This is a genomic window from Catenulispora subtropica (genome assembly GCF_039531675.1).
Taxonomy (GTDB): domain Bacteria; phylum Actinomycetota; class Actinomycetes; order Streptomycetales; family Catenulisporaceae; genus Catenulispora; species Catenulispora subtropica.
Window position 1 is genome coordinate 17,284 of the sequence record NZ_BAAAQM010000068.1, and the last position, 26,946, is coordinate 44,229.

The 26,946-nt window shown below is 70.3% G+C and carries 18 protein-coding genes and 1 pseudogene; 4 read left to right on the plus strand and 15 right to left on the minus strand.

Annotation, left to right across the window (positions count from 1 at the left end; genetic code table 11):
• Window positions 1-249 precede the first annotated feature (249 nt).
• The 4 genes from ABD466_RS38285 to ABD466_RS38300 all read left to right on the plus strand — a co-directional run bounded on the left by ABD466_RS38285 (window position 250) and on the right by ABD466_RS38300 (window position 6,278).
• Window positions 250-1,233: an ABC transporter permease gene (locus ABD466_RS38285; RefSeq protein WP_344662180.1), complete on the plus strand. Its 984-nt coding sequence runs from the start codon at window positions 250-252 to the stop codon at window positions 1,231-1,233.
• 55 nt (window positions 1,234-1,288) lie between these two features.
• Window positions 1,289-2,218: an ABC transporter permease gene (locus ABD466_RS38290; protein ID WP_344662181.1), complete on the plus strand. Its 930-nt coding sequence runs from the start codon at window positions 1,289-1,291 to the stop codon at window positions 2,216-2,218.
• Window positions 2,215-4,359, plus strand: coding sequence for an ABC transporter ATP-binding protein (locus tag ABD466_RS38295; RefSeq protein WP_344662182.1), 2,145 nt, complete (start codon window positions 2,215-2,217; stop codon window positions 4,357-4,359). The genes ABD466_RS38290 and ABD466_RS38295 overlap by 4 nt, the downstream gene beginning before the upstream one ends.
• 173 nt (window positions 4,360-4,532) lie before the next feature.
• The gene (locus ABD466_RS38300) at window positions 4,533-6,278 is read left to right on the plus strand and encodes an ABC transporter family substrate-binding protein (RefSeq protein WP_344662183.1); all 1,746 of its coding nucleotides are present in this window, start codon (window positions 4,533-4,535) and stop codon (window positions 6,276-6,278) included.
• A 100-nt stretch (window positions 6,279-6,378) separates the two neighbouring features.
• Here ABD466_RS38300 and ABD466_RS38305 read toward each other — a convergent pair whose 3' ends face one another.
• From ABD466_RS38305 to ABD466_RS38375, 15 genes and pseudogenes are all read right to left on the minus strand, one after another.
• On the minus strand, window positions 6,379-6,801 hold the full coding sequence (locus ABD466_RS38305) for a hypothetical protein (protein WP_344662184.1): 423 nt from the start codon (window positions 6,799-6,801) through the stop codon (window positions 6,379-6,381).
• Window positions 6,802-8,556: a choice-of-anchor P family protein gene (locus tag ABD466_RS38310; RefSeq protein WP_344662185.1), complete on the minus strand. Its 1,755-nt coding sequence runs from the start codon at window positions 8,554-8,556 to the stop codon at window positions 6,802-6,804. It abuts the gene before it with no gap.
• The gene (locus ABD466_RS38315) at window positions 8,556-9,266 is read right to left on the minus strand and encodes an ABC transporter ATP-binding protein (protein ID WP_344662186.1); all 711 of its coding nucleotides are present in this window, start codon (window positions 9,264-9,266) and stop codon (window positions 8,556-8,558) included. The genes ABD466_RS38310 and ABD466_RS38315 overlap by 1 nt, the downstream gene beginning before the upstream one ends.
• Window positions 9,266-10,138, minus strand: a complete 873-nt coding sequence (locus ABD466_RS38320; RefSeq protein WP_344662187.1) for an ABC transporter ATP-binding protein — start codon at window positions 10,136-10,138, stop codon at window positions 9,266-9,268. The genes ABD466_RS38315 and ABD466_RS38320 overlap by 1 nt, the downstream gene beginning before the upstream one ends.
• On the minus strand, window positions 10,135-12,054 hold the full coding sequence (locus ABD466_RS38325) for a branched-chain amino acid ABC transporter permease (RefSeq protein ID WP_344662188.1): 1,920 nt from the start codon (window positions 12,052-12,054) through the stop codon (window positions 10,135-10,137). The genes ABD466_RS38320 and ABD466_RS38325 overlap by 4 nt, the downstream gene beginning before the upstream one ends.
• Before the next feature lie 12 nt (window positions 12,055-12,066).
• Complete coding sequence (locus ABD466_RS38330; RefSeq protein WP_344662189.1) at window positions 12,067-13,578, minus strand: ABC transporter substrate-binding protein; 1,512 nt, start codon at window positions 13,576-13,578, stop codon at window positions 12,067-12,069.
• Between the two features lie 372 nt (window positions 13,579-13,950).
• Window positions 13,951-14,487, minus strand: a complete 537-nt coding sequence (locus tag ABD466_RS38335) for an RNA polymerase sigma factor (protein ID WP_344662208.1) — start codon at window positions 14,485-14,487, stop codon at window positions 13,951-13,953.
• 406 nt (window positions 14,488-14,893) lie between these two features.
• Window positions 14,894-15,577, minus strand: coding sequence for a class I SAM-dependent methyltransferase (locus ABD466_RS38340; protein WP_344662190.1), 684 nt, complete (start codon window positions 15,575-15,577; stop codon window positions 14,894-14,896).
• 62 nt (window positions 15,578-15,639) lie between these two features.
• Window positions 15,640-17,211, minus strand: a complete 1,572-nt coding sequence (locus ABD466_RS38345; RefSeq protein WP_344662191.1) for an ATP-binding SpoIIE family protein phosphatase — start codon at window positions 17,209-17,211, stop codon at window positions 15,640-15,642.
• A 165-nt stretch (window positions 17,212-17,376) separates the two neighbouring features.
• Entirely contained in the window at window positions 17,377-20,508 is a 3,132-nt protein-coding gene (locus ABD466_RS38350; RefSeq protein ID WP_344662192.1) for a helix-turn-helix transcriptional regulator, read from the minus strand.
• Window positions 20,509-20,542: 34 nt separating this feature from the next.
• Window positions 20,543-20,719: a hypothetical protein gene (locus ABD466_RS38355; protein ID WP_344662193.1), complete on the minus strand. Its 177-nt coding sequence runs from the start codon at window positions 20,717-20,719 to the stop codon at window positions 20,543-20,545.
• A 189-nt stretch (window positions 20,720-20,908) separates the two neighbouring features.
• Window positions 20,909-21,907, minus strand: a complete 999-nt coding sequence (locus ABD466_RS38360) for an aldo/keto reductase (protein ID WP_344662194.1) — start codon at window positions 21,905-21,907, stop codon at window positions 20,909-20,911.
• A gap of 538 nt (window positions 21,908-22,445) precedes the next feature.
• Window positions 22,446-23,834, minus strand: a pseudogene (locus ABD466_RS38365) (ATP-binding protein); the annotation flags it as partial.
• 13 nt (window positions 23,835-23,847) lie between these two features.
• Window positions 23,848-25,377, minus strand: coding sequence for an SCO6880 family protein (locus ABD466_RS38370; RefSeq protein WP_344662195.1), 1,530 nt, complete (start codon window positions 25,375-25,377; stop codon window positions 23,848-23,850).
• A gap of 264 nt (window positions 25,378-25,641) precedes the next feature.
• A complete protein-coding gene (locus ABD466_RS38375; protein ID WP_344662196.1) occupies window positions 25,642-26,928 on the minus strand; it encodes a hypothetical protein in 1,287 nt (428 codons plus the stop codon).
• Between the last annotated feature and the right edge of the window lie 18 nt (window positions 26,929-26,946).

Genomic DNA, 26,946 nt, shown 5'->3' on the forward strand with positions numbered 1-26,946 from the left:
GATCAGTATGTTGGGCACCGGGTTCCGTGATCGTTCGGGAACCCGGTGTCTCTTTTTCCCCTTATGGGCCTACTGTCCGCTATGAGACATTCACTACCTGTATCAGGGTTTATAACTAGAGATCCATTCGTGTCCTTTTCGTGATCGATTTTCCGGCGATCATCCGACAACCTGTTAACCAACGGGCTCGACACGATCTACGCCCGGTTCACCTGGGTTGTGGGTCTCGAGCACGGAGGTCGTTCGGACATGGGCGCGTTCATCGTCCGCAGGCTGCTGAATTACGTGGTCCTGGTGTTCATCGCCACGTCCCTGGCGTACCTGGGGGCGGCCACCGCCTTCCACCCGAAGGACCAGTACCTGCAGAAGAACCCGCCGACTCCGGCCGTGGTCATGTACCACGAGCTCGACGAGCGCAACGGGAACCCGGACAAGCCGGTGCTCGAGCGCTACGTGAAGTGGGTCGACGGGGTCGCGCACGGCGACTTCGGCAAGACCTGGCAGCTGGACTCGGTGCAGAAGCACTTCTCGATCAGCGTGTGGGTCACCGTGCGCCTGGTGAGCGTGGCGGCGGTGCTGTCGGCGATCCTGGGCGTGCTGATCGGCTCGTTCCAGGCGGTCAGACAGTACAAACTCAGTGACCACTCGATCACGTTCGCGTCCTACCTGATCTTCGCGATGCCGGTGTTCGTGCTGGCGCCGTTCCTGAAGCTGATCGCGGTCCAGGTGAACAAGGCGGTTGGCGGGGACACGCCGCTGCTGCAGTACCAGGGCGAGATCGACCCGAACGCCACCGGCTTCTTCGGCCAGCTGTTCAGCCGGGCCGACCACCTGCTGCTGCCGACCATCTCACTGTCGCTCGGCCTGATCGCCTTCTACAGCCGCTACCAGCGCGGCACCATGCTCGACGTCATGGGCTCGGACTTCCTGCGCACGGCGCGGGCCAAGGGCCTGCGCAAGGGCCGGGCGATCCTCAAGCACGGCGTGCGCACCGCGGTGATCCCGGTGATGACCCTGGTGACCTACTCCACGATCACCACCTTCGCCGGCGCCATCATCACGGAGCGGGTCTTCGGCTGGAACGGCCTGGGCTCCTGGTTCACCGACGCCACCCGGCACGCCGACGTCAACTCGGTGGCGATGATCACCCTGTTCTCCGCGGTGCTGGTGCTGATCGCCGGGATGCTCTCGGACGTGATCACGGCCGTGCTCGACCCCCGCGTCCGGCTGTGACCCTCCGCGCCGCCTCCCGCCCCAGTTCGAACCCCAGCCTCCGAAGGGCTTCGTGATGTCCATCCCGATCATCGACAGCGGCCAGACGCCCGACGTCCTGGGCGACGGCCCGGCCGTCTCCGTGCAGTCCGGCCGCGCCCGCCTGGTCTGGCGCCGCTTCCGCCGCAACAAGCTGGCGATGGTGGGCCTGGTCGGCCTGGTGCTGCTGTTCGTGTTCGCGTTCACCGGCGGGCACCTCACGCACTGGTCGCCGGCCGAGAACGACTTTGTGAACACCCAGTCGGCGCCGAGCTCGGACCACCTGTTCGGGACCGACGACGCCGGGCACGACATGTTCGCGCAGACCGTGTCCGGGATGCAGAAGTCACTGATCATCGGCCTGCTGGTGGCGGCGCTGTCCACCGGGACCGCCGGCATCCTGGGCACCGCGGCGGCCTACTTCGGCGGCTGGTGGGACAAGGCCATCGTCTGGTTCACCGACCTGTTCCTGGTCGTGCCCTCGCTGCTGATGCTGATCATCCTGTCCCCGTACTTCCAGGGCACGAACTGGATCATCCTGGTCCCGATGATCGCCCTGTTCAACTGGATGATCACCTCGCGGGTGGTGCGCGGGATGACGCTCACCGTGCGCGAGCGCGAGTTCGTGCGGGCCGCCCGGTACATGGGCGTGCCGTCCTGGACCATCATCCGGCGGCACATCCTGCCGAACATCTCCTCGATCCTGATCGTCGACTTCACCCTGAACGTGGGCGCGGCGATCATCACCGAGTCGTTCCTGTCCTTCCTGGGCTTCGGCATCCGGACCCCGGACGTGTCGCTGGGCACCGTGATCGACGACGGCTCCAACTTCGCCAGCACCGACCAGTGGTACCTGTTCGCGTTCCCCGCGGCGTTCCTGGTGCTGATCATCCTGTGCGTCAACTTCATCGGGGACGGCCTGCGCGACGCCCTCGACCCCAACTCGACGGGAGGTTCGGCGCGATGAGCCAGAACGACCACCTGCTGATCGCGGACCCGGCCGGCCGCCCCGGTCCCGGTTCGGCGCGGACCGGCGCCCCGGTGCTGAGCGTGCAGGACCTGCACGTCACCTTCGCCTCCGAGGCCGGCGACGTGCGCGCGGTGCGCGGCGTCAGCTACGACCTGCACCCGGGCGAGGTGCTGGGCATCGTCGGCGAGTCCGGCTCCGGCAAGTCGGTGTCCTCGATGGCGATCCTCGGCCTGCTGCCGGACAACGCGAAGGTCACCGGCTCGGTCAAGCTGGAGGGCCGCGAGCTGCTCGGCCTGTCCGACAAGGCGATGTCGAAGGTCCGCGGCAAGGACATCGCGATGGTCTTCCAGGACCCGCTGTCCGCGCTGACCCCGGTGTTCACCGTCGGCGACCAGATCGTCGAGGCCCTGACCGTGCACCAGGACCTGGGCAAGGAGGCGGCCCGCAAGCGCGCGCTGGACCTGCTCGACGTGGTCGGCATCCCGGACCCGCAGCGGCGGTTCAAGAACTTCCCGCACGAGTTCTCCGGCGGCATGCGGCAGCGCGTGATGATCGCGATGGCGATCGCCAACGACCCCAAGGTCATCCTCTGCGACGAGCCCACCACCGCGCTCGACGTGACCATCCAGGCCCAGATCCTGGAGGCGCTGAAGAACGCGCAGGAGCTCACCGGCGCGGCGATCCTGATGATCACCCACGACCTGGGCGTGGTCGCCGGCTTCGCGGACAAGGTCACGGTGATGTACGCCGGCCGCCCGGTGGAGCAGGGCGCGGTCGACGAGATCTACTACCGCCCGCGGATGCCGTACACCATCGGCCTGCTGGGGTCGATCCCGCGGCTGGACGAGTCCGGCGAGCACGGCCGCCGGCCGCTGACCCCGATCGAGGGCAACCCGCCGTCGATGGTGGACCTGCCGGACGCCTGCCCGTTCGTGGCGCGCTGCCCGATCGCGGTGGACGCCTGCCGCGCCTCCGAGCCGGAGCTGCTGCCGGCCGGGCCGAACTCGCACCCGTCGGCCTGCCACCGCCGCGCCGACCTGGAGAGCGGGACCATCCCGGTGGACCAGGTGTACCCGATGCCGGAGATCCCCGAGGCCGCCCTGGACACCGTGCCGCGCGCGCAGCGCGAGACGGTGCTGGAGGTCAAGGGCCTGCAGAAGCACTTCCCGCTGCTGCGCGGGGCGGTCTTCAAGCGCCGGGTCGGCACGGTCAAGGCCGTGGACGGGATCAGCTTCGACATCCGCGAGGGCGAGACCCTGGGCCTGGTCGGCGAGTCCGGCTGCGGCAAGACCACCACGCTGCTGGAGATCCTGGAGCTGGTGGCCCCGCAGGCCGGTTCGGTGGCGGTGTTCGGCCGCGAGGCCGCGAACCTGTCCGGGCGCGAGCGCATGGAGATGCGCAAGGACATCCAGATCGTCTTCCAGGACCCGATGGCCTCGCTGGACCCGCGGATGCCGGTCGGCGACGCCATCGCCGAGCCGCTGCGCACCCACGGCTGGTCCGCGGACAAGGCGCAGGCCCGGGTGGCGGAGCTGCTGAAGCTGGTCGGCCTGGAGCCGTACCACGCCACCCGCTTCCCGCGGGAGTTCTCCGGCGGCCAGCGGCAGCGCATCTGCGTGGCCCGCGCGCTGGCGCTGAACCCCAAGGTGGTGATCCTGGACGAGCCGGTCTCCGCGCTGGACGTGTCGATCCAGGCCGGCGTCATCAACCTGCTGGACGAGCTGCGGGCCAAGCTGGGCCTGAGCTACCTGTTCGTCGCGCACGACCTGTCGGTGGTCCGGCACATCGCCGACCGGGTGGCCGTGATGTACCTGGGGCGCATCGTCGAGATCGGCGACGTGGCCTCGGTGTTCCACGCGCCGTCGCACCCGTACACCCAGGCCCTGCTGTCGGCGATCCCGCTGCCGGATCCGCACAAGGAGCGCGAGCGCACCCGGATCCTGCTGCCCGGCGACCTGCCGTCGCCGGCCAACGTGCCCTCGGGCTGCCGTTTCCGCGACCGCTGCTTCAAGTATGCGTCGCTGTCGGAGGCCGAGCAGAAGAAGTGCCGCGACGAGGACCCGACGGTCGTCGCGCGCCCCGGCCGGGAGGACCACGCGACCGCGTGCCACTTCGCCGGTGCCCTGGAAGTGGTCTGACCGGTGTCCCCGACGACCACCGCCCGGGTTCAACGCCCCAACCCTCGAGCTGCCCGGGGCAACCGGCGCCGCTAAGTCCCATCAATGCGTCCCTACCCGACGTCACCCGGTCCCGCTCCTTCGGAGCCGCGGCCCGAGCGATGCGTAGGGGCCCTAGCTAGGAAGAGCCACTCATGAACATCACCAAGAAGTCGCCGGCGATCATCGCCATCCTGGCGACCGCCGCCCTGGCGGCGTCGGCCTGCTCCTCCAGCAAGAGCGGCGGCTCGGCCGCCGGCGCGGGCAGCACCGCGACCTCGGCCGGCGGCAAGGCGATCCCGGTCGCCACCAGCAACGACATCAACGCGAAGGACGTGTCGTCGCTGAAGCAGGGCGGCACCCTGACCATGGCGATCGACCAGTACTCGTCGCAGTGGAACAACATGACCAACAACGGCAACGAGCTGGACACCGCGCGCGTGATGTCCACGATGATGCCGCAGCTGTTCCACTTCGACGCCTCCGGCGCCGCGATCGTGAACAAGGACTACCTGGTCAGCGCGGACGAGACCACCACCGGCGGCAAGCAGGTCGTCACCTACAAGATCAACCCGAAGGCCAAGTGGTCGGACGGCACCCCGATCAGCTACAAGGACTTCGTCGCCACCTACAAGGGTGAGATCGGCGCGACCCAGGGCTTCGACGTGGCCAGCTCCACCGGCTACGACCAGATGGAGTCGGTCGAGCGCGGCGCCGACGACCAGACCGTGGTCGTCACCTACAAGACGCCGTTCTCGGACTGGAAGAGCATGTTCACCCAGTTCAACGGCGCCGGCCTGTTCCCGGCCTCGCAGGTCTCCACCGCGGACGGCTGGAACAAGGCGTACCTGAACGCGATCCCGGTCACCGCCGGCCCGTTCAAGCTGGACAAGATGGACCCGACCACCAAGACCGTGACCGTGGTCAAGGACCCGGCGTGGTGGGGCGACAAGCCGGTCCTGGACAAGATCGTCTTCCGCGCGATCGACGACACCGCCGCCCAGGCCGACGCCTACAACAACCACGAGCTGGACGTCTTCGAGGTCGGCCCGTCCGCCGCGAACTTCTCCAAGGTGAAGGACGCCGCGAACAGCACCCTGCACTACGCCGGCGGCCCCGACTGGCGCCACATCACCATGAACACCCAGGCCCCGGCCCTGAAGGACAAGGTCGTCCGCCAGGCGATCTACCAGGCCGTGAACCGTCAGCAGATCGCCGACGTCGACCTGAAGAACCTGGGCACCTGGAAGCCCACCATCCTGAACAACCGGTTCTTCGTGAACAACCAGACCGGCTACCAGGACAACCTGGGCAACCTGACCTACAACGTCGACGCCGCGAACAAGGCGCTCGACGCCGCCGGCTGGGTCAAGGGCAGCGACGGCATCCGCGCGAAGGACGGCGTCAAGCTGGACCTGAAGTGGGTCGAGTCCCAGGGCATCAAGGTCACCTCCAACGAGGCCCAGATGGTGAAGGCCGACCTGCAGAAGATCGGCATCAACATCACCGAGACCCCGGTCAACGGCGACGACTACTTCGACAAGTACATCAACGTCGGCCAGTACGACATCACCGCCTTCGCCTACGCGGGCAACCCGTTCCCGGTCTCCAGCGGCGCCCCGCAGATCCAGTCGGTGGACGACCCGAAGAACATCCACAACAACCCCCGCCTGGACAAGGCCCCCGAGGTCGACGCGGCGCTGACGAAGGCCCTGCAGGACACCGACCCGACCCAGGCCATCGCCGACGCGAACGAGGCCGACAAGCTGGCCACCCAGCAGGCCTCGCTGATCCCGCTGTACCAGCGTCCGCAGATCTGGGCGACCAAGTCGACCCTGGCGAACTTCGGTTCGTTCGGCTTCCAGGACTACGACTGGACCAAGGTCGGCTTCACCAGCTGAGTGCGGTAGCGGTGAACGAGGACAACTGAATACGTGAAAGCTCGAGGGCCCCGTTGTGTGGAACGGGGCCCTCGTTTTCTGCCGGGCGTGCAGCTCCCGCCTACTCCCCGCCCTCCAGCGTCAGAATCGCGTCCGCCAACCGGGCGATCTCCCCGGCCAGCAACTCGGTCTGCTGCCGCTGCTGATGCGCGATCCGCGCCAGCCACGACCCGAAGAACAAGAATCCGCCGAGGGTCGTCAGCGCCAGCCCGCCGATCCCCCCCGAGACCAGGTACGCGACCTGCTCGAAGGTGTAGGGCGTGTGCGCCGCGCCGAACCATCCCAGCCCGATGGCGATCAGCCCCAGGGGCATCAGCAGGCTGCCGGCCAGTCCCAGTCCCTGTTGCATCAGGCGCTCGGACTCGGTGGTCCGCGTCTTCGGGCGCGCGGTCACGCTCGCCGCGGTCACGGTGGTCTTGGTGGCCGCCCCTGGCCGCGTGGTGCCGGCGACTGCGCGAGCTGCCCACGTCTTCGAAGTACTCATCTACTCCTCGATCTCCCGCAGATCCGGCACTCCTGTGGTATGCCCCATCTCGCACCCGGCGCCCCCGAACAACAGGCTGCTGTACTTCCTCAGCCCCCAAGCGGCCGCGGCAGCCACGGCGAACGCCCCCACTGTCAGCTGCCCTGGCAAACCACCGAACGCCGCGGGTGACACCTTGTCCGCACTCGCCTGCATCGGCGGGCTCGGTGCCAAACCGCCTGTGCTGCCGCCAGCAGTGGTCCCACCTGCCGCCGCGCCTCCTGTGGTGCCGCCTACGGTCCCGCCACCCGTCGTTCCGCCGCCCACGACGCCGCCTGAGTCACTTCCTCCCACGCTTCCCGTCGTTCCGCCCGTCGTTCCATCCGTGGTGCCGCCTGTCGTGCCGCCCGCCGACGTCGACCCGGTCGTCCCCGTGCTCCCCGTCGTCCCGGACGAGCTGGACGGCGGCGGTGTGGTTCCGCCCGTCACCCCGCCCGTCACGTCGATCGCCGGGGAGGCGTCCGCCTTCGACTTCGCCGAGCCCACCGTCACCACGATCTTCGGCGCCAGGTCCGGCAGGATCCCGATGATCTGGTTCAGCTGGGGCGGCAGCTGCTGTGTCACCTGCGGCGGCACCTGGGCGATCAGCTGCTTCAACACCGGTGTGAACGGCAGCATCTTCTTCAGCACCGCGGTGTCGATCGAGATCTGCATCCCGTGGCTGAACATCTCGCCGGCGGTGTCCTTCGACACGTCGCTCGCCGCCGGCATCGTCACCGTGATCCCCAGCGGGGCGAGCACCTGGTTCATCGCGTCGGGCAGCTGCGGCAGCGCGATCATCCCGAACGGCGTCCGGATCCCGTTCGCCGTGATCCCGAACGGGACGCCGGCCACCGACATCGATCCGTAGTCGACGTTCCCGGTCGCGGCGCCCTTCGTCCCGTCGGACGTGCTCTGCGACGTCACCTTCAGCCCGTCGAACTCGATCAGCCCGCCGAGGATCAGCAGCTTCCCGGCGTCGGACTCCGCCGTCGCCACCGCCTTGTCCCCGGTCACCGTGGCCGAGCTCTCCGACCGCTCGCCCTGCACGTCCACGAGCGCCGCCTGACCGGTCAGGAACTTCACCATCGTCCCCAGGTCGGGCAACTGTGGCTGGGGCAGCACTCCGCCCAGCAGTCCGCCGCCGAGCAGTCCTCCGCTCGTCGATCCGGACGGGGACGAAGGCGCGCTCGTCGGCGACGACCCCGGCAGAGCCGGCCCCGTCCCCGGCAGCGGCAGCCCGAAGGTCGACACCGACTTCGCGCCGTCGGTCCCCGTGTGCGACTGCATGTACGACCCGGGGATCGGCTGCATCGTCGCATCCGGTGTCTGCCCGGGGAACTGCACGTTCGTCAGGATCGGGTACTTCACACTCGGATCGTTGAACAGCTGCCCCAACCCGAAGGCGACGGCGTCCCCCGGCCACAGCCAGCTCGCGGTCGCCGCCCCGGTCGGTCCCGACCCGTAGCTGGCGCGCGTATAGGAGAAGTCGAACTCGAGGTTCGGCTTGCCCGGCATGGCCGGAATCGGGATCTTCGGGTCGTAGATCTCCATGGTGAAAGGTGCCGCGGACGCCGACAGCGTCCACCCGCCCAGCGCCGCGTATGCGTTCGTCGCCGGCTTCGTCCCCCTCGCCGGACCCGCGTCCGCCGTCACGGACACCGGTGCCGCGAACGCCACCATCGCCACCGCCGCGGCTGCCGCGCCACCTCGTCGTACGTTCCGCTCAAGGGCCATCACACCGTCGCCCCTCCCAGATACAGCTCCGTCAAATCCCTCCGCACGACGTCCGGCTCGTCGAAAGCCACCACGCGTCCGTGCGTCATCACCGCCGCGAAGTCCGCCACCGCCAGCGCCGTGTCGGCGAACTGCTCCACCGCGAGCACCGTCACTCCCTGCTCCGCGATCTGCGCCAGCACCTCGTACAGCTGCCGCACGATCAGCGGCGCCAAGCCCATCGACAGCTCGTCGACCAGCAGCACCGCCGGGTTCGTCACCAGCGCCCGCGCCATCGCGAGCATCTGCTGCTCGCCGCCAGACATCGACCCGGCGAGCTGGTCGTAGCGCTCGGCCAGCCGCGGGAACCGTGTGAAGGCCGTCTCGTAGATCTCCGGTGTCGAGGCCTGCCCGGCCAGCCCCGACAGCCGCAGGTTCTCCGCGACCGTCAGGTTCGGGAAGATGCCGCGGCCCTCGGGGATCGTGCACAGCCCGGCTCGGGCCAGCGCGTCCGGCGCCGCGTCGTTCACATGCGATCCGCCGAGATGCACATGGCCCGATGTGGCCCGCAGCCGTCCCGAGCAGACCTTCATCAGTGTCGACTTGCCCGCGCCGTTCGGCCCGAGCAACGCCACGACGGCGCCCCGCGGCACCGCGAGGTCCACGCCGTGCAGCACCTCGATCCGGCCGTACGCCGCGTGCACGTCCCGCAGTTCCAGGATGGGCGCCATCAGAACCAGCTCCCTGACTCCGGACCGCCGCTCTCCAGAACGCCGTTCTCCCGCTCGACGCTCTCCGGACCGCCGCCCTTCGGCAACGGCGGCGGCAGCTCCTCGTCGACAGCCGGCATCACCAAGGTGGCGTCGGGAGCGGGACCGGCCTCCGGAGCCTCGTCCTCCCCCAGATACGCCTTGCGCACCAAAGGATCCGCCTGCACCTCCGCGGGCGTCCCCGTCGCGATCAGAATGCCCCGGTCCAGCACGTGGATCCGGTCCGACACCCGCATGATCAGCGGCATGTCGTGCTCCACGATCAGCACGGCCCGCCCTTGAGCGGCCAGATCCCGCAGCAGATCCCCGAACGTCTCGGTCTCCGCCTCCGACAACCCCGACGAGGGCTCGTCCAGCAACAGCAGCGCCGGGTCGATGGCCAGCGCCCGGGCCAGCTCCACCAGCCGCGCCACGCCGGTCGGCACGGCGTCCGCCCGCGTGCCGGCGTACCGTTCCAGGCCGATCCGGCCGATCAGCTCCCGTGTCACCCGCGCCGGCTTCGCGTTCTTCGAGCGGATCGCGTCGGCCGCGACCCGGATGTTCTCCTCGACGGTCAGCGACCCGAACGCCTCCAGCCGCTGGAACGTCCGCGCGATCCCGTGCCGCGCCCGACGATGCGTCGGTGTGTGGGTGATGTCGTTCCCGTTGAGGAACACCCGTCCGGCCGTCGGCTTCTGCAATCCGGTGATGACGTTGAACAGCGTCGTCTTCCCCGCGCCGTTCGGCCCGATCAACGCCGTGACCTGACCGCCGTCCGCGGTGATCGTGGCCTCGTTCACCGCCGTGACGCCCCCGAACCGCACGGTGACGTCCTGCACTTCGAGTCGCGTCATGCTTCGGCCTCCGCGTTCTCCCGGACCGGGACCGCGGACTTGGCGGCGATGCCGCGGGCCATCCCGGCCGAACCGAACCCGAGTCGCCCGGCGAGAGGATGCTCCCGCATCTCGAACAGCCACCCGGCGATGCCGTTCGGCTGCTTGCCGAGTCCGACCGCCGCGACCGCCAGGATCAGGAACAAGTAGGCCTGCGTGGACGGATAGCTGTTCAACGCCATCAGCAGCATCCCACCCAGCAAGGCCCCGGTCACCGACGTCACCCCGGCGCACACCACGATCAGCAACAGCGGCAGGCTGTTGAAGAACTGGAAGTTCGAGCTCCCCACCTGGTTCTGCAGCCCGGCGTACAGCCCGCCGCCGAGCCCGGCGACCGCCGCCGAACCGGCGAACACCGCGACCCGCGCCACTCGCGGGTTCAGGCCCAGCGTCGCGCAGGCGGCGGGGGAGTCCCGCAGCGCGATCAGGATCCTGCCGTAGCGCCCCTTGCGCAGCACGATCACCGCGGCTCCGACGAGACAGAACACCGCGGCGGCCAGGATCGCGTAGGCCTTGTCCGACGTGAACCGGAACCCGAACAGGTCCAGCCGCTTCGTCGTCAGCGACCCGCCGTACCCGCCCAGCGACGGGTTCTGGAACACCATCGAGTCCATGATCTGCGCGAACGCGATCGTCGACAGCGCCAGATACAAGCCCTGCAACCGCAGCGACGGCAGCGCCACCAGGATCCCCGCGACCGCCGCCAGCAGCGCCCCGAGCAGCACCGCGGCCGGTGCCGAGGAGTGGGTCTTGGCGACGGTGAGCGCCCCGACACCGAAGAAGCTGAACTGGGCCAGCGACACGTACCCGCTGAACCCCGTCAACGGCACCAGCGACAGCGCCAGGATCGCGAAGCACAGCCCCAGCGCCATCCGGTTCACGTTCACATCGCTCAGCACCGCGTTCCCGACGACCACGGCCAGCAACAGCGCGGCCGCCGCCATCCCGACCCGCCGCAACTCCGGAGTCCGCACCCCCGGCACGCCGGCCAGCCGCCCGACGCGCAGCTGCGCCTGGGGCATCAGCAGCAGCATCAGCAGCAGGAAGATCGCCGGAATCGCCTCCCGGAACCCGGTCCAGGCGTTGCTGGTCCACAAGTAGCCGGAGGCGTAGGCGTTCAGCAGACCCAGCACCGCCGCTCCGACGAAGGTTCGGGGCAGGCTGGTCAGCCGGCCGGCCATCGCGGCGGCATACGAGTTCACGACCAGCAACGTCAGCGAGATGTAGTTCAGATCGCTGGGCCGCGCCGAGACCAGGAGGATCCCGGCCAGCGCGGCCAGCGACGAACCCATCGCCCAGGCGATCGCCGCCATCAGATGCGGACGGCCGCCGTGCAGCGCCAGCAACTCCTTGTCGTCCACCGCCGCACGCATCGCCACACCGGTGCGGGTGAAGGTGAGGAACCCGTACAGCACGGCTCCGGCCGCGATCGCCAGACCCACCGTCAGCAGGTCGTTCCCGGAGACGTGCACCTTCCCGACGACCACACCGTGCCCGGCGAAGAACATCGTCACCTGGTGCACACCCGGGGGCCAGATCTTCTCCGCGGCGCCGATCAGGCCGACGAGCACCGCACACGTGACGACCAGCGTCACCCCGACCCCGGCATCCGCGACCCGCCGGATCACCCACCGTTCCAGGACCGCCCCGAACAGCGGCGCCACCACGAACACCACGAGCAGCACCGACAGCCAGTTGGACAGGCCCTGGTTATAGGCGAGCTCCCAGTACACGAACGCCATGACCATCGCCGTCGCGCCGTGCGCCACGTTGAAGATCCGGGTCGTCGCATAGGTGAGCACCAGCCCTGACGCCGCGATGGCGTACGAAGCCCCGATCACGAGGCCCAGGACCGTGTACGTGAGGAAGATGTTCATCGCGCGGCGCCGTCAGTTCACGCCGGAGTCGATGAGCTTCCCACACGACCAGCCCGAACCCGGCGCGACCCGCTTCCACGTCGTCCCGTTCAGCTGCATGAACAGCGCGCACGGTGAGGTCGTCTTCCCCCCGACGTCCTGCGGCGCGAACATGCCGTTCCCGGTGTAGTCGTGGACGTTCTTCAGAGCGGTGACCATCGCCTGCCGTGTCAGGTTCGGCCCGATCTGGTTGGCCAGCCGCGTGAACAACTCCGCCGAGGACCAGGCGTACATCCCGAAGTACGTCGGAGCGGCGCCGGGCGCCACCTGCTTCAGCCACTTGGTGTAGAGCTGGAGCTCAGGGTTCGAACCCGCCTCCTCGAACATGGCCGCGTTGCTGAAGACGTAGGTGTGGTCCGCCGCCCCTCCGGCCTGCTGCACGTAGTTCGGGTCGTACCCGGTCGGGTCCAGCACGAACGCCTTCGGCGTGAAGCCCTGCTGCTGCATGGCCTGCGCGAGCGTGGCGGCCTCCTGGAAGGCGCCGAGGAACTGCACGTACTGCACACCGGCCTGCTGCATCTTCACCACGTACGGCGTGTAGTTCGACTCCGAGATCCCGATCGGCTGGCTCAGCACCCAGGTGAAGCCGTCCTTCGCGTACGCCTGCTCCCAGGACTTCGCCTGCTGGGCCGTCGTACCGGTGTCGACGTACACGAACGCCGCCTTCGTCCCGGCACCCGGGAACTGCTTGTTCCAGAAGTCCGACTGAACCTGTGGAACCAGTGGCAGTTGCTGGGAGTCGGTACCGAAACACACTGCGCACGTCTGCCGGGCCCGCGTGGTGCTCACCGCGCGCAGGTCCGGGATTCCGCACGAGGCCGCCGAAGCCGCACCACCGGAGTCGAAGGCCGAAACCGAGCCGACCATGGCGAAGTCGGCCTGGCACGCGGTCAGCGTCTGCTGGTTGTCACCACTGTCCGAGGTCTGCGAGTCGTAGGAGTGAACGGTGAGCTTCCGGCCGCAGATGCCGGTGGGATGCGTGGCGTTGAAGTAGGCGACATAGGCCTGGACGGCCTGCGCGGCCGAGCTGAACAGCCCCCCGATCGGCCCGGACAGGTCACTGGCGTTGCCCAGGCTGATGCTGGTGGCCGTGACACCGGGCGCCGTGGAACCGCTGGCGGTACCAGTGCAGGAATCAGAGCCCGGCCCGTTGCCGGCGCCGCCACTGCTGCCGCCGGTGGTGCCCCCTGTCGTCCCGCCGTTGGTCCCGCCGGTGGTCCCCCCGGTCGTGCCGCCCGAGGTCTTGCCCCCGGTGGTGCCGCCGGTGGTGCCACCCGTGCTCTTGCCCCCGGTGGAACCGCCGGTCGTGCCGCCGCTGGAGCCTCCGGTCGTGCCGCCTGTCGTGCCTCCGGTGGTGGTCCCGCCGGCGGCACCGTTGGCGTTGCCACCGGTGGTGCCTCCCGACGTGCCGCCGCTGTCACCGGAGGTCTGGGAACCGTCGGCGCCCGGGGCTCCGCCGGGATGGGCGCCCTGGCCGTATGCCACGGCGGCCGCTTTCTGATCGGCCGAGAGGCGCGCACCGCACGCGCCCAAGGACAGCGACAGCGCCGCGATCATCGCCGCGGTGGCCGTCTTGTGGTTTCTGGGGCGGGAACGAACGGAACGCGCGCAGGTCATCGAGTGCTACCACCTGACGGGTCGTCAGAAACGTTGGGTGTAGCAGTGCAGCGTGCTCTAATTCAACACAGAACTCAATAGTGTTGCGAAGGCCTCACGCCACAATTTGGCAAAACGTGACTCTGATTCACTCGTATGAGTGAGCGTCACCTTCACCATCGGCTGGCCGTTGACGGTCCGCGCACGCTGATCCATTGACCCACATGCCGAACGCAGTGCTCGGGCAGGGAAGTCCCGCGCTTATCGGCCCTTGAGGATCTTGCTGAGCGCTTCCAGTCCCCGGCTGGCGGTCGACTTCACCGTCCCGCGACTGATCCCCAGCGCGTCGGCGATGTCCGCCTCGGACAGATCCGACCAATAGCGCAGCACCAGCACCTCGCGCTGCCGCGGCGGCAGCTGCTGCATCGCCTCCAGCACCTCGCGGTGCTCCTCGGACAGCATCGCCACCGACTCGGCGCTCGCTGCGTCCGGCACGTGCGGCGGCGTGTACCCGCGCGCCGTCTTCCGGCGCCGCAGCACCGACCGTGCGTTGTTCACCACCGCGGTCCGCAGGTACCCCAGCGGATTGTCCATACCCGTGAGGTCGTCGCCGTACCGGCGCCACAACCCGGTGAACGAGTCCTGCACCACGTCCTCGGCCGACGCCTGGTCGTCGACCAGCAGCACCGCCAGCCGCACCAGCGACAGCCGGTGCGCGTAGTAGAGATCAGCCAACGACGGCCCGTCGCCGGGCTGCAGCGCCCGGTGCCCCCGCGGCGCGGTCCCGCCGCCGATCATCGACAAGCTGTGGTTGCCGCTGGCGGTCAGATCCCCGGCGGTGTTCTCCGCCTCCGGCGTGTTCAACGCCTCCCGCATCGCGGCCAGCACCCCCGCGACCCCCGCCGCGACGGCCGGGCCGACGGTCGCACGACGCCGCCGCGGCCACCATATGGTGCGCGCCGGCCAGGCGACAGCGCCCGCCACACTCATCCGTTTGCTCCTGATCCGACGCATCCCCCGGCGGCCGCGCACCGGCGACAACAAAGAACCCCGAAGCCCCATGCTATCGCTCGACCGGGGTGCGGCGGCAGGGCGTCTTTTTCGGGGACGCCGTCAGTGTGCCATCAGCGTTCCGCCGGGATGGCGCCGGGGTTGCCGCAGAGCACGCTGTCAGAACGCCGTCAGCGGCACCCCTGACGTGCCTTCACAGCTTCTCCCCCCGCAACCCGAGCGCCCGCGGCACCGGCTCGTTCCGCGCCTCCGACACCCGCGTGATCCTCAACCCGGCGTCGGCGAACGCGTTAAGCAGATCCGCCAGCGGCACATGCCGCCCCCCGAGCCGCTGCCGGACACCACCCTCCCGCCACTGCGACTCCGGCCGGCTCCACCCCGCGGCGCGATAACTCGGATGAACGACACGAGCGCCATCGTCGCGCATCTCCGTATGCGGCCCGTTGAAACACGGGTGCACCCCGTAGTAGACCAGAACCCCACCCGGCCGCAGCACCCGCGCCGCCTCCCGCACCACACCCGCGAATTCGTCGACATCACTCGACAGCCACAACGTCGCGACCGCGTCGAAGACCCCGTCCCGGAACGGCAGCGCCGCCGCATCCGACCGCACCAGCGCTTCGCCCCCGACGACCCGTCTCCGTGCCAGCCGCAGCTGGTCGGCCGAGAAGTCGAGCCCGACAACGCTCCGTCCGGACGCGCGCAGCGTCCCCAGGTGCTGGCCCGTGCCGCACCCCAGATCCAGGCACAACCCGTCGCCCGGGCCGAGCAGCTCCAGCAGCGGATCGCGGTCGGCGTGCGCGGTCGCGGCGTTGTGCTGGTCATACCAGTCGGCGAGGCCGTCGTAGTGCGGGATCCGTTCTTCGATCGCGGTCATGCCGGTCTTCCTTCCCGGCTGCGCGCGATCGACTCCCGTTCGGGGCGAGTCCGCCGAATTCGTCAGAACTCGAACTCGCACCACACCGACTTGCCCTCCGGCAGCGGCCGCGCGCCCCACGCCGCGGCCACCGCCGCGATGATGCTGATGCCGCGGCCGTCCTCGTCGGTCTCGCGGGCCAGGCGGCGGCGGGGGAGGTGGTCGGACTGGTCGGCGACGTCGATGATCAGCCGGCGGTCGGTGCGGCGCAGCCGGAGCACCACCGGCGCGGTGCCGTGCGTGACGGCGTTCGCGACCAGCTCGCTGACCGCGAGGACCGCGGTGTCGGTCAGGTCCTCGGCCAGGCCCCAGGTGGTCAGCACCCCGGCGGTGTAGCTGCGGGCGTGCGCGGCGATCTCCGGGCCGCCGACCAGCTCGATCGAGGCCGAGCGGAACAGCGCGGCGCGGCCGCCGGTCCACACTGGGGCGTGCGCCACCAGCAGCGCCACGTCGTCGGTGCGGACCGCGCCGGTCGGGTCCAGGCTGCCGCTGGAGACGGACAGCGGGTCGATGGCGGCGAGGATGTGGTCGCGGACCAGGTCCACGGGGCCGGCGCCGGGCCGCGGGGGCTCCTCCTCCGGGGCGCGTGCGAACACCCGGCGCAGATCGCCGGTGACACGCTCCAGCAGGCCCTGCGTGTAGAAGGCGAGGTACGAACCCGGCGGGACCGCCACCGCGGCCTCCTGCCACGTCCAGTCGCCGGTGCCGAGCGACGGCCCGGAGGCCCCGTCCAGCGTCACCACGTACCCGTCCGGCAGCCGCAGGAGCGGCGGGATGTGGCCGGCGTTGGCGTAGGTCAGGGCGCCGTCGTCGGCGTCGTGGACCGCGTAGACGAGGGTGGCGACGGCCACGTTGGTGCGCTCGCCGTCGAACTCCAGGGCGTGCCGGTCCAGGTGGTACATCACCTCGCCGGGCGGCAGGTTCTGCGAGGCGTACGCGCGCACGGCCGCGCGCAGCCGGCCCATCACCGCCGCCGCCCGCACCCCGACGCCGCCGGCCTCCGGCGTGACGCCGCCGACCACCAGCGCGGTGCGGCCGGCGCCGAGCGGGATCGCGTCGTACCAGTCGCCGCCGACCTCCAGCACCGGCTCGTCGTCGAGCGAGGCGTCCTCATAGCGCACCAGGGCGGGCAGGTAGCACGCGGCCAGCCGGATCTCGTCCGGCTGCACGATGCGCTGCGGCAACAGCGAACGCTGCAACGCCACCGCCATGTTCCGGTTGCGGGCCTCCTCCTCGGCCAGCGCCTCGTCCCGCCGCACGCGCTCGGTCTCGTCGCGGCAGAACACCGCGACGCCCCCGCGCGCCGGCACGCACATGATCGAGTAGTACCGGTCGCCTCCCCGCAGCCGCACCAGCCGGTCCTCCAACAGCACCGAGCGGCCGGTGTCGTAGACCTGGTCCAGGGCCGCCGGCAGCCCGGTCCCGGCCAGCTCCGGCAGCGCCCGGCCGACCGGCAGCCGCAGCGCCACCGTCCCGAACTCGGCCACACAGGCGTCGTTGGCGGCCACCAGCAGGTGCTCCGGGCCGTCGGCGAGCACGGCGGGCAGCGGCGCGGCGTCGAACGCCGCGTGCAGCAGCTCCTCGATCGCGGGCATGACCGGTGACTTCATGGCGGCCTTTCGGAGGGGACGGGCGCGAAACCCCAGTGTGGACCTCGATCCCGGCCCGTCACGGGAGCGGCGCGGGGCGATCCATCCGAATGAGGGATCGCGGAGGGCGGCGAAGCGATCGCTCCGCGTGACGAAGGGGATCCGCCGGAATCAGGCGTCCTCGAACACCCGCAGCCGGTGCGCCACCGCGGCGGCCTCCCCGCGTCCGGAAACTCCCAGCTTGGCGAGGATGTTGGACACGTGCACGCTCGCGGTCTTCGTCGAGATGAACAGCCGCTCGCCGATCTGCCGGTTCGACAGGCCCTGCGCGACCAGCGCCAGCACCTCCAGCTCCCGCCCCGTCAGGCCCAGCGGCGTCCCGGGGTCCGCGGCCGCGCGCCCCGCGTCCTTCGGCGCCGGCATGCAGTCGCTGATGTCCAGCCGCGCGCGTCGCGCCAGCGCCTGGATCTCGTGGCACAGCGGGCCGTCCGGCAGTTCCGCCACCTGCTGCACCGCCGCGCGCAACAGGCGGGCGGCCGTCTCGCGCTCGCCGTTCGCCGCCGCGGCCTCGGCCGCGCGGAAGCCTATGTACGCCGCCTGATACGCGTGCACGCCCTCGCGGGTCGCCAGCTCGCTGGCCGTCGCCCACTCCGTCGCGCCCGCGACGCCGCGCCAGCGCGCCAGTTCCGCCGCCATCTGCGCGGCGGCGGCCGCCTGGCTCGGGGTGACGGCGGGCAGCCGGGTGGCCCGCTCGGCCAGGGCGGCGATGACCGCCGAGGACGCGGTGTCCGCGGGCGAGGCGCCGGACCGCGCGGCCGCGCGGGTCTTCTCGGCGTGGTCCGCCTCGGCCATGGCCATCGCGGTCAGGACACGCCAGGCGTACCGCTCGTCGCCGAGGAACTGGGGCTTGTCCAGGAAGGCCTGGAAAGCGGCGCGCGCGTCGGTGATCGAGCGGGTCAGCCAGGCCGCCTTCTCGATCTCGCGGCGGATGCCGGGGAGCGCGTACTGGTGCTCGAAGTTGCGGCTGGGGGTGCGGGCGCCCAGGGTCAGCTCGCTGCGGGCGGTGTCCGGGTCGCCGCGCAGCAGCGCCAGGTCGGCCAGGTACTCGTGGGTGGTGGCGCCGTGGATGCCGGGCGGGTCGACGTCGAGGCTGGAGGTCAGCGCCACCACGGCCTCGTCCCAGCGGCCCAGCGCCATCAGCGACTCGGCCATGTTGGTCCACATCATGCTCTCGGCGATCCGCAGCCGGACGCCGCGCCGCTTGAGCTCGGCCAGGCCGGCGCGCGCCACCTGCACCGCCTCCTGGTGCCGGTCGAGGGTCTCCAGCGCGCTGCACAGGTTGATGTAGCCGCGGCCGATGACGCCGGGGTCGCCGAAGCCGAGGGCGTCGATGATGGCCTGGCGCAGGATCGCCAGCCCCTCCTCGTGGGTGCCCAGCGACACCTGGCCGGCCAGGACGGTGCCCTTGGTGATGGCCGCGGCGATCCGGTACAGGTCCGAGTCGATCTTGTCGGCCAGGATCGCCGTCTCCTCGGCGAAGCGCAGCGCGGCGTCGATGTCGTCGGAAGTCAGCATCTTGATGAACGAGGCGCTGTTCGTGATCTGCACCCGCACCTGCGGGCACGACTCGCCGTCCACCAGGTCCAGCGCGGCCCAGATGTCGGCCATGCCGTCGCTGCGGCCGAGGACGTGGTGGTCGCGGCTGCGCAGGTGGTGCAGCAGCGCGGCCAGCTCCGGGTCCTGCCCGGGATCCACGCGCTTGAGGGTCTTGTCGGTCAGGAAGAGCGCGCGGTGCGGGTCGCCGGCCAGGTGCGCCGCGCACGCCGTCCGGTAGAGCAGCCGCGCGTAGTCCAGACCCGGCTCCGGCACCTGGTCCCACAGGTCCAGCGCGCGTTCCAGCATCTGGTGCTCTTCGACGTACGCGTACCGCGCGTCGGCGGTCTCCGCCGCCTTCACCGCCGCCTCGTACGCCCGTGCGTAGTCGCGCGCCGAGTACCAGTGGTGCGCCAGCTCGACCTCGCGCATCTCGCCGGCCACCAGCGAGGGCTCGGCCTCCAGCAGCTCGGCGTAGCGCCGGTGCAGCGCCGAGTGCTCGCCGGGCAGCAGCTCGTTGTGCACGGCCTCGCGCAGCAGCGCGTGCCGGAACCGGTAGCTGGTCGGCCCCTCGCCGGGCACCAGGATGTGCGCCTGGAACGCCGGGCGGATCAGCTCGTTGAGTTCGTCGTCGGTGGTGCCGGTGACCAGCAGCAGGAACCGGTGGTCGACGGGGGGCAGCGCCGCGGACAGCAGCCGCAGCATCCGCTGCGTCGGCTCGGGCAGCTGCTCCACCTTGATCAGCAGCAGGTCGCGCAGGGTGTCGGAGAGGGCGAAGCCGCCGACGTCGGAGGGCATCAGATGGGAGCCCTCGGTGGCCGCGCAGGCCAGCTCCTCGGTGAAGAACGGGTTCCCCTCGGCCCGCGCGAAGACCTCCTCGGCGAAGCCCGGCGGCAGGTCCCGGCCGGTCTTGCCGTAGATCGCGGCCAGCTGCTCGGCGGTCTCGCCGGTGGTCAGCGGCGCCAGGTCGATGCGCCGCACGCCGCGGATCCGGTCCAGTTCGGCCAGGAACGGCCGCAGCGGATGACCGCGGTGCAGGTCGTCGGTGCGGTAGCTGCCGACGATCAGGACCTGGGACTCGCGCAGCGACCGGGACAGGAAGCCGAGCAGGTCGCGGGTGGAGCGGTCGGCCCAGTGCAGGTCCTCCAGGACCAGCAGCAGCGTCTCGTCCGAGCCCAGGTCCTCCAGCAGTCCCAGGACCGCGTCGAAGAGCCGCCCGCGGGCGGTGATCTCGCCGGCCCGGGTCACCGCCGGCAGCGCGTCGTCGTGCCGCTCCATGTTGGCCGGGTGCCGCGGCCCGCCGGGCACCGCCTCGCCGGTCAGCCCGTCGGCGAGCTCGGGCAGCAGCCACGACAGCTCGCGGCGCCGCACCCCGTTGTTGTCCCCGAACGCGGCCGGGCAGTCGCGCAGCAGCTGGCGGAGCGCGGCGACGAAGGGGGCGTAGGCCACGCCCTCGTCGCCGAGCTCCGCACACCCCCCGATCAGCACCCGGACCTCGTCGCGCCGATCGCCCTCCCCGGGCGGCCGGGCTCCGGGATCCGGGTCCAGCAGCGGCCGGACGAACTCCTCGATGAGCCGGGACTTGCCGATCCCGGCGTCGCCGCCGACCACCACCACGGCCGGCTCCCCACCGGCCGCTCCGGCCAGCAGCGAGCGGAGCTGGGACAGCTCCGGCCCGCGGCCGACGAAGACGGGGCTCACCTGGCGCATCGACACATGGTCGAGCATCGCACAGGCGCCGCGGTCAGGTCATCGCCGTTTCATCGGAATGTGATGACCGGCGTACGGAATGCACCTTGTCCGGGCTTTTGCCCTCCACCCGGCGCGCGGACTGCTTGGCCAGACGGTGGCGCTTGGCCGCCTTGATGAGGTCGGTGTTGCGGGACTTGGCGATGTCGAGCGTGAACAGCGTGTTGTTCATGGTGTGGTCTGCACCCTCTCGGCGGATCTCTCTTCTGGTGACGTGTACTAGTCTCCGCCGGGAGGCGCCCCCTACACATGAGGAAGCAGACCAGTTCTGCGCCCCTGAGGTACCTTAGGTATGGTCCTCAGGTACCTCAGAGGCGCTTACAGCACATTCGAATCACGATGTCGAAGCGTTATCGGGGCCTCAGCGCGTCTCGACATGCCGCGCCGAGTCCGGCGCGTACCGCGCGCCCGAGACCGCACTGGCCGGGATCGCGGCCTCGATCCGCGCCAGCTGCTCCGGAGTCAGCTCGACGTCCGCCGCGGCGCAGTTCTCCTCCAGGTACTTGATCCGCTTCGTGCCCGGGATCGGCACGATGTCCGGCCCCTGTGCGAGCAGCCAGGCCAGCGCCAGCTGCACCGGCGTGTGCCCGCTCTCCGCGGCCACCGCGCGCAGCTCCGCGACCAGCTTCAGGTTCGCCTCCAGGTTGCCGTCGGCGAAGCGCGGGTTGGTGCGGCGGAAGTCGTCGGCGGCCAGCCCTTCCAGCGACGTGATGGCACCGGTCAGCAGACCCCGGCCGACAGGGGAGTAGGGCACGATCCCGATGCCGAGTCCGCGCGCCGCCGGCAGCACCTCGGCCTCGATGTCGCGGGTGAACAACGAGTACTCGCTCTGCAGCGCGGTGATCGGGTGGACGGCGTGCGCCGCGCGCAGGGTCTCGGCGTTCACCTCCGACAGGCCCAGGTACCGGACCTTGCCCGCCCGCACCAGGTCGGCCATCGCGCCGACCGACTCCTCGACCGGGACGTCGGGGTTGCGGCGGTGCATGTAGTACAGGTCGATGTGGTCGACGCCGAGCCGGGCCAGCGAGGCGTCGACGGCGGACCGGATGTACGCGGGGTCGTTGCGGATGACGCGGGCGTCGGTCTCGGGATCCCGGTGGATGGCGAACTTGGTGGCCAGGACGACCTGGTCCCGGCGGCCGCCGGACAGCGCCCGCCCCACCAGCTTCTCGTTCTCGCCCTTGCCGTACATGTCCGCGGTGTCGAGGAACGTCACGCCGAGATCCAGCGCGCGGTGCAGGACTGAGATCGACTCCGACTCGGACTCCGGCGTCACGCTGTAGAACTCAGACATGCCCATGCAGCCGAGTCCGAGTGCTGAGACCTGCGGACCGTCGGCTCCGAGGATGCGGTTCTTCATGCGGAAACTCCCATAGATCGCATAGCGGATTCACCCGTCACCCGCGCTGGCCGCCGTCGTTGTCCACGGTGGATCGCGCGGAGACTGGAGGTCATACCTTGAGTGTCGCAAGTCTTGATGAAGTCACTGTGCAGGATTCCCGCGGTTGGGCGGGTGTGCTGTTCGCGATGCATCGACGTGTCGTCGTGCGGACGCCGAACGGCCAGGCCGGACCGGAATTCTGTACGTGCGGGGACGTGTGGCCGTGCCGCCGGGAGGAGCTCGCGGCGCGGATTCTCGACTTCCCTATGGCAGAGCCCTTATAGAGCCCTCACAGATCCCGGTCCTCCTCGGCCTCCCTCGGCGGCGTCACCGGCGCCGAGCGGTAGGGCAGCTCGGCCTTCTTCCCGAACAGCATCCCGGCGATCGCGGTCAGCTCGTCGTCTTCGTCGGCGTCGATGGGCCGCACCTCGACGCGCTCGTGGCGGCCCGCCGGCCGCGGCTGGTTCCCGGAGGCGATCGCGCGGTGCGGGGTGGCCGGGGCGGGCAGCACGGCGTGGGCCCGCCGCTCCTCGAGCATCGCCGTCTCCTCCGCCTCGGCCGCCGCGAGCGCCGCCTCGGCGCGGTCCGCCGAGCTCTCGGTCATCGCGCGGTCGGTGAACACCAGCGGGCGCTCGTGCTCGGTGACGATGTGCTTCACGACCTGCACGTCGCCGTTGACGTCCCAGACCGCGATGCCCGGGGTCAGCGAGGGGATGATCTCCACGGCCCAGCGCGGCAGGCCCAGGACCTTGCCGGTGGTCCGGGCCTCGTCGGCCTTCTGCATGTAGACCGTGCGGGTCGAGGCCATCTTCAGGATCGCCGCCGCCTCCTTGGCCGCGGCGCCGTCCACGACGTCCGACAGGTGGTGCACCACCGCGACGAAGGACAGGCCGAGCCGGCGCCCGAACTTCAGCAGCCGCTGGAACAGCTGCGCCACGAACGGCGAGTTGATGATGTGCCAGGCCTCTTCGACCAGCAGGATGCGCTTCACCCGGTCCGGGCGCAGCCAGGTGTGCTCCAGCCAGACGCCGACGATGGCCATCAGGATCGGCATGCCGATCGAGTTGCGGTCGATGGCCGACAGGTCGAAGACGATCAGCGGCGAGTCCAGGTCGATGCCCTGCGTGGTGGGGCCGTCGAACATGCCCGCCAGGTCGCCGTCGACCAGGCGGTCCAGCACCAGCGCCACGTCCAGGCCCCAGGCCTGCACCTCCTCTATCGTGACGTTCATGTCCTCGGCGGCGGCGTTCAGCGGGGTGCGCAGCGCCTCCACGACGTCGGACAGGATGGGCTGGCGGGCGTACCGGGCCGCGGCCTCGCCGACCCGCAGGTGCGCCGACTTCAGGGCGTAGCCGGCCCGCTCGTCCAGCGGCCGGCCCTGCGCGACCTCCACTATGGTGCGCAGCAGGGCGAGCTGGCCGGTGGAGGTGATCGCCGGGTCCAGCGGGTTCAGGCGGATCCGGTCGCCGCCCCGCACACCGTGCGGGTCCAGGCGGACCGGCTTGACGCCGAGCGACTCGGCGATCAGGTGCCACTCGCCGACACCGTCCTCGCCCTGCGCGTCCAGCACCACCACCTGCCGGTCCTTGAACCGGAGCTGGCGCAGCACGTAGGTCTTCTCCAGCGCCGACTTGCCGTTGCCGGACTCGCCGAGCACCAGCCAGTGCGGGGCCGGCAGCTGCTGGCCGTAGAGCTGGAAGGGGTCGTAGATGTAGCCCTTGCCGGAGTACACCTCGCGGCCGATGATCACGCCGGAGTCGCCCAGGCCCGGCGCGGCGGTCGGCAGGTACACCGCCTGCGCCTGCGAGGACGAGGTCCGCACCGGCGGCCGGGTGGTCTCGACCTTGCCGAAGATCAGTGAGGCGAAGCCCTCGGTCAGGGAGTCGAGGACGGAACGTCCGGCCATGGGATCAGCCTCCTTACTTTCTCAGCCCGGTCGCGAACGGCAGGGTGTTGGTGAACGCCCGGTGGTGCTCGCGGTCGCACCACTCCAGCTTCAGGAAGGACTTGCCCGCCGAGGCCCGGATCGTGCGCTTGTCCCGGTTCAGCGGCTCCGGGCCGCGCGCCGAGACGGTGATGTAGCCGACCAGGTTCACCCCGGCCGCCCCGGACGCCAGATCCTCACCGCGCTGGTCCACACGCCCAGCATGGGCCCGTTCCCGCGGATCGTCGACCCGCCCGAGCTTGGCCTGCCGCGACGCCTCCGCGTCGGTGTTGATCTTCTCGGTGAGCATCCGCTCGATCGCCACGTCGGTGGGCTCCAGGTCCATGGTGACCGCGACCGTCCGGATCACGTCCGGCGTGTGCACCAGCAGCGGCGCGAGGAAGTTGACCCCGACCGGCGTCAGCGGCCACTCCTTGATCCACGCCGTGGCGTGGCACCACGGCTCGGCGGTGGTCGACTCCCGCGTCTTGGCCCGCAGGAACTGCGGATGCGTGGCGTCCAGCTCGGCCGGCCACGCGTTCCGCCGCGACATGGCGTGCAGATGGTCGATCGGATGGTCGGGGTCGTACATGGAGTGGATCAGCGAGGACAGTGCGACCGGACCCAGCGGCTGGCGCACCTTGATGTCGGCGTCGGCCAGCCGCGCGCAGATGTCGGCCAGCTCCCGCGCCATGATGATCCCTATCCCGACGTCCACCGCGCCCCGCCCGATGACGTACGCCTCCGACGCCAGGTCCTTGGTGTAGGGCATGCACGCGATGAGGTAGGCCCGGTGTTGCTCGGACGAGGTGGAGACCATGGAGAGCAAGTGCTCGTAGGACTCCTGCAGCCACCGCGGCGCCTGCTCGTCGCCGCGCCGCGCCACGTCCTTCGCGTGCGCGTCGGGATCGGCGGGCAGCGTCCGCGCGAGCATCTGCAGCCGGGTGACGAAGCCGTCGCCGTTGGCCACGTGCCGCAACAGGGTGCCGAAGCGGTCGACCAGCGCCTCCTGGTCCTCCGAGTCCCGCGAGCCGACCCCGGGACCCTCGATCTCCAGCGTGGCGGTGACGGTCCGCCGGTCGAGGTGCATCAGCACCGCGATCTCGTCGGGACCGAACTGGGCCCGCAGCCACCGCAGACGGCCGACCCCGGGCGGCGGACCGATCTCCACCTCGGTACCGTCGATCCTGGTACCCGCCTCCATGGCCCGCGACCGCCACGTCGCCTGCGGGGAACGCAGCAGACGCTTGTAGGAGCGGTTGATCTCGTACCACTTGTAGATGGTGCGGCCGTTGTAGGGCATGAACACCACGACCAGCGCGAGCGCCGGCCCGGCGAGGATGCCCAGCACCTTCAGGAACGTGGTCGGCACGAAGAACCCGGACAGCAGCGACAGCGCACAGCAGAGCACGATGACACCGATCTCACCGGTCTCCCGGTTGCGGCCGATCAGCGCGCTGGGCTTCGCCTTCCCGAGGAGGTAGGCGCGCCTATACTGCGGCGGCTCCTGCTGCGTGGTGCTCATCGGTGTCCCCCGGTCGAGCTGGTCGAGCCGTTCGGCGCGGAGGTGCTGTCACTGCTTGGCGTGGTGCTCACGGCGGTGCCTTCCAGCGGGTGTTCAGGTGATCGTGGTGCGCGGCCGGGGCCCTGGGAGGCTCCTGGAGGGACGGGGACGACGGCCGAGCGTGACGAGGCCCCGGCGGTCACGAACGTCCGCCGTTCGCCCGCTGAGGCCGATTCTGGGTACTGATACCCATTGCGCGTCACGTCGTAGCCTCCCCGCCGGCCCTCAGGACCCACCGCGCGGAGGCGGCGGTGGGTTGGGGACGACTGGCGCCGGCGTGGCCCTGAGGCGGGAGGCGGAGGTGGTGGACCCGCCGTTGCCCCCGCTGGTGCCCCCGTTGCCGCCCACTCCGCCCGCGGCCGCGGCGCCACCGTCAGCGCCGGGACGCACCGTCAGAGCCCTGCCGGTGTGCGCGGCGATACCGGCGGCGGCACTCGCCCCACCGGCCAGCGCACCCACGGACATACCGGCGATGGCGCTGCCCATGTTCCCGCCGCCACCCCCACCGCCCGCGAAGGCCCCGCTGATGCGGTTGGCGTGCGCGGCGATGCCGTTGCGCATCGTGCCCGCCGTGGAGGTGAAAGCGGCACTGGTGATCGCCGCCTTACCGATCTTCGCCGCCCGCTCCTTGTGCAGGCTCAGCATCTCGTCGCCGAACATGGGCACGAAGCGATAGACGAGGCCGGAGGCGAAGATCGAGAGAATCATGATCGCCAGCCCGGAGAGCACGGCGGCGAACGAGTCCTGCGGCCCGGATGAAACAGCGGTCGCCAGCGACAACACGATCACGATGATGGGCTTGACCAGGTCGATGGAGATCATCAACCCGACCCAGCGCCGAATGTGCCCCCACATGGACTTGTCGACGAACCCCGCGTAGACCGCCGTCGCGAGCGCCGCACCGACGTAGAGCATCGCCGCCCGGATGACCAGCTCCAGCCACAGCAGAGCGGCCGCGATCATCGAGAGCACCGAGACGAAGATCAGCATGATCGGCCCACCGCCCAGCCCGGAATTCGGGTCCAGGGCATGCGAGAACGACGCCAGGAACCCGTTCCGATCCGACGCGGACCCGTTGCCGATCGCATCGGAGACCGAGTCGGTGATCTTCACCATCCCCGCCAGCACCACCGGCGTGAAAGCCGAGGCGAGCACGGCCATCCAGAGGAATCCCGTCGCCTCGCCTATCGCGCTGACGATCGAATCACCCCGCACCGCCCGCTTGATGACCGAGAGCAGCCACAGCAGCACGGTCAGAATCGCCGAGGCGGCGAACACGATCGCGTACTGCTTGAGGAACCCCATGTTCGTGAAGTTGACGGTCGCGGTCTTACTGATCGCATCCGACAGATGATCGATGACCCACTGCGCCGCCTGCGCACAGCCGTGCGCGATCGAGCCGAGCGGGTCGGTGATCGCGTTGGCCGTGGTGGGAGTCGACGCCGGGTCCTGGCCGGGGGCGGGCTGGGTCGGGTCGACCATCTGCTGCGTGTTCTCACACGCCTTCTTCATGGCGCCGATCAACAGCGC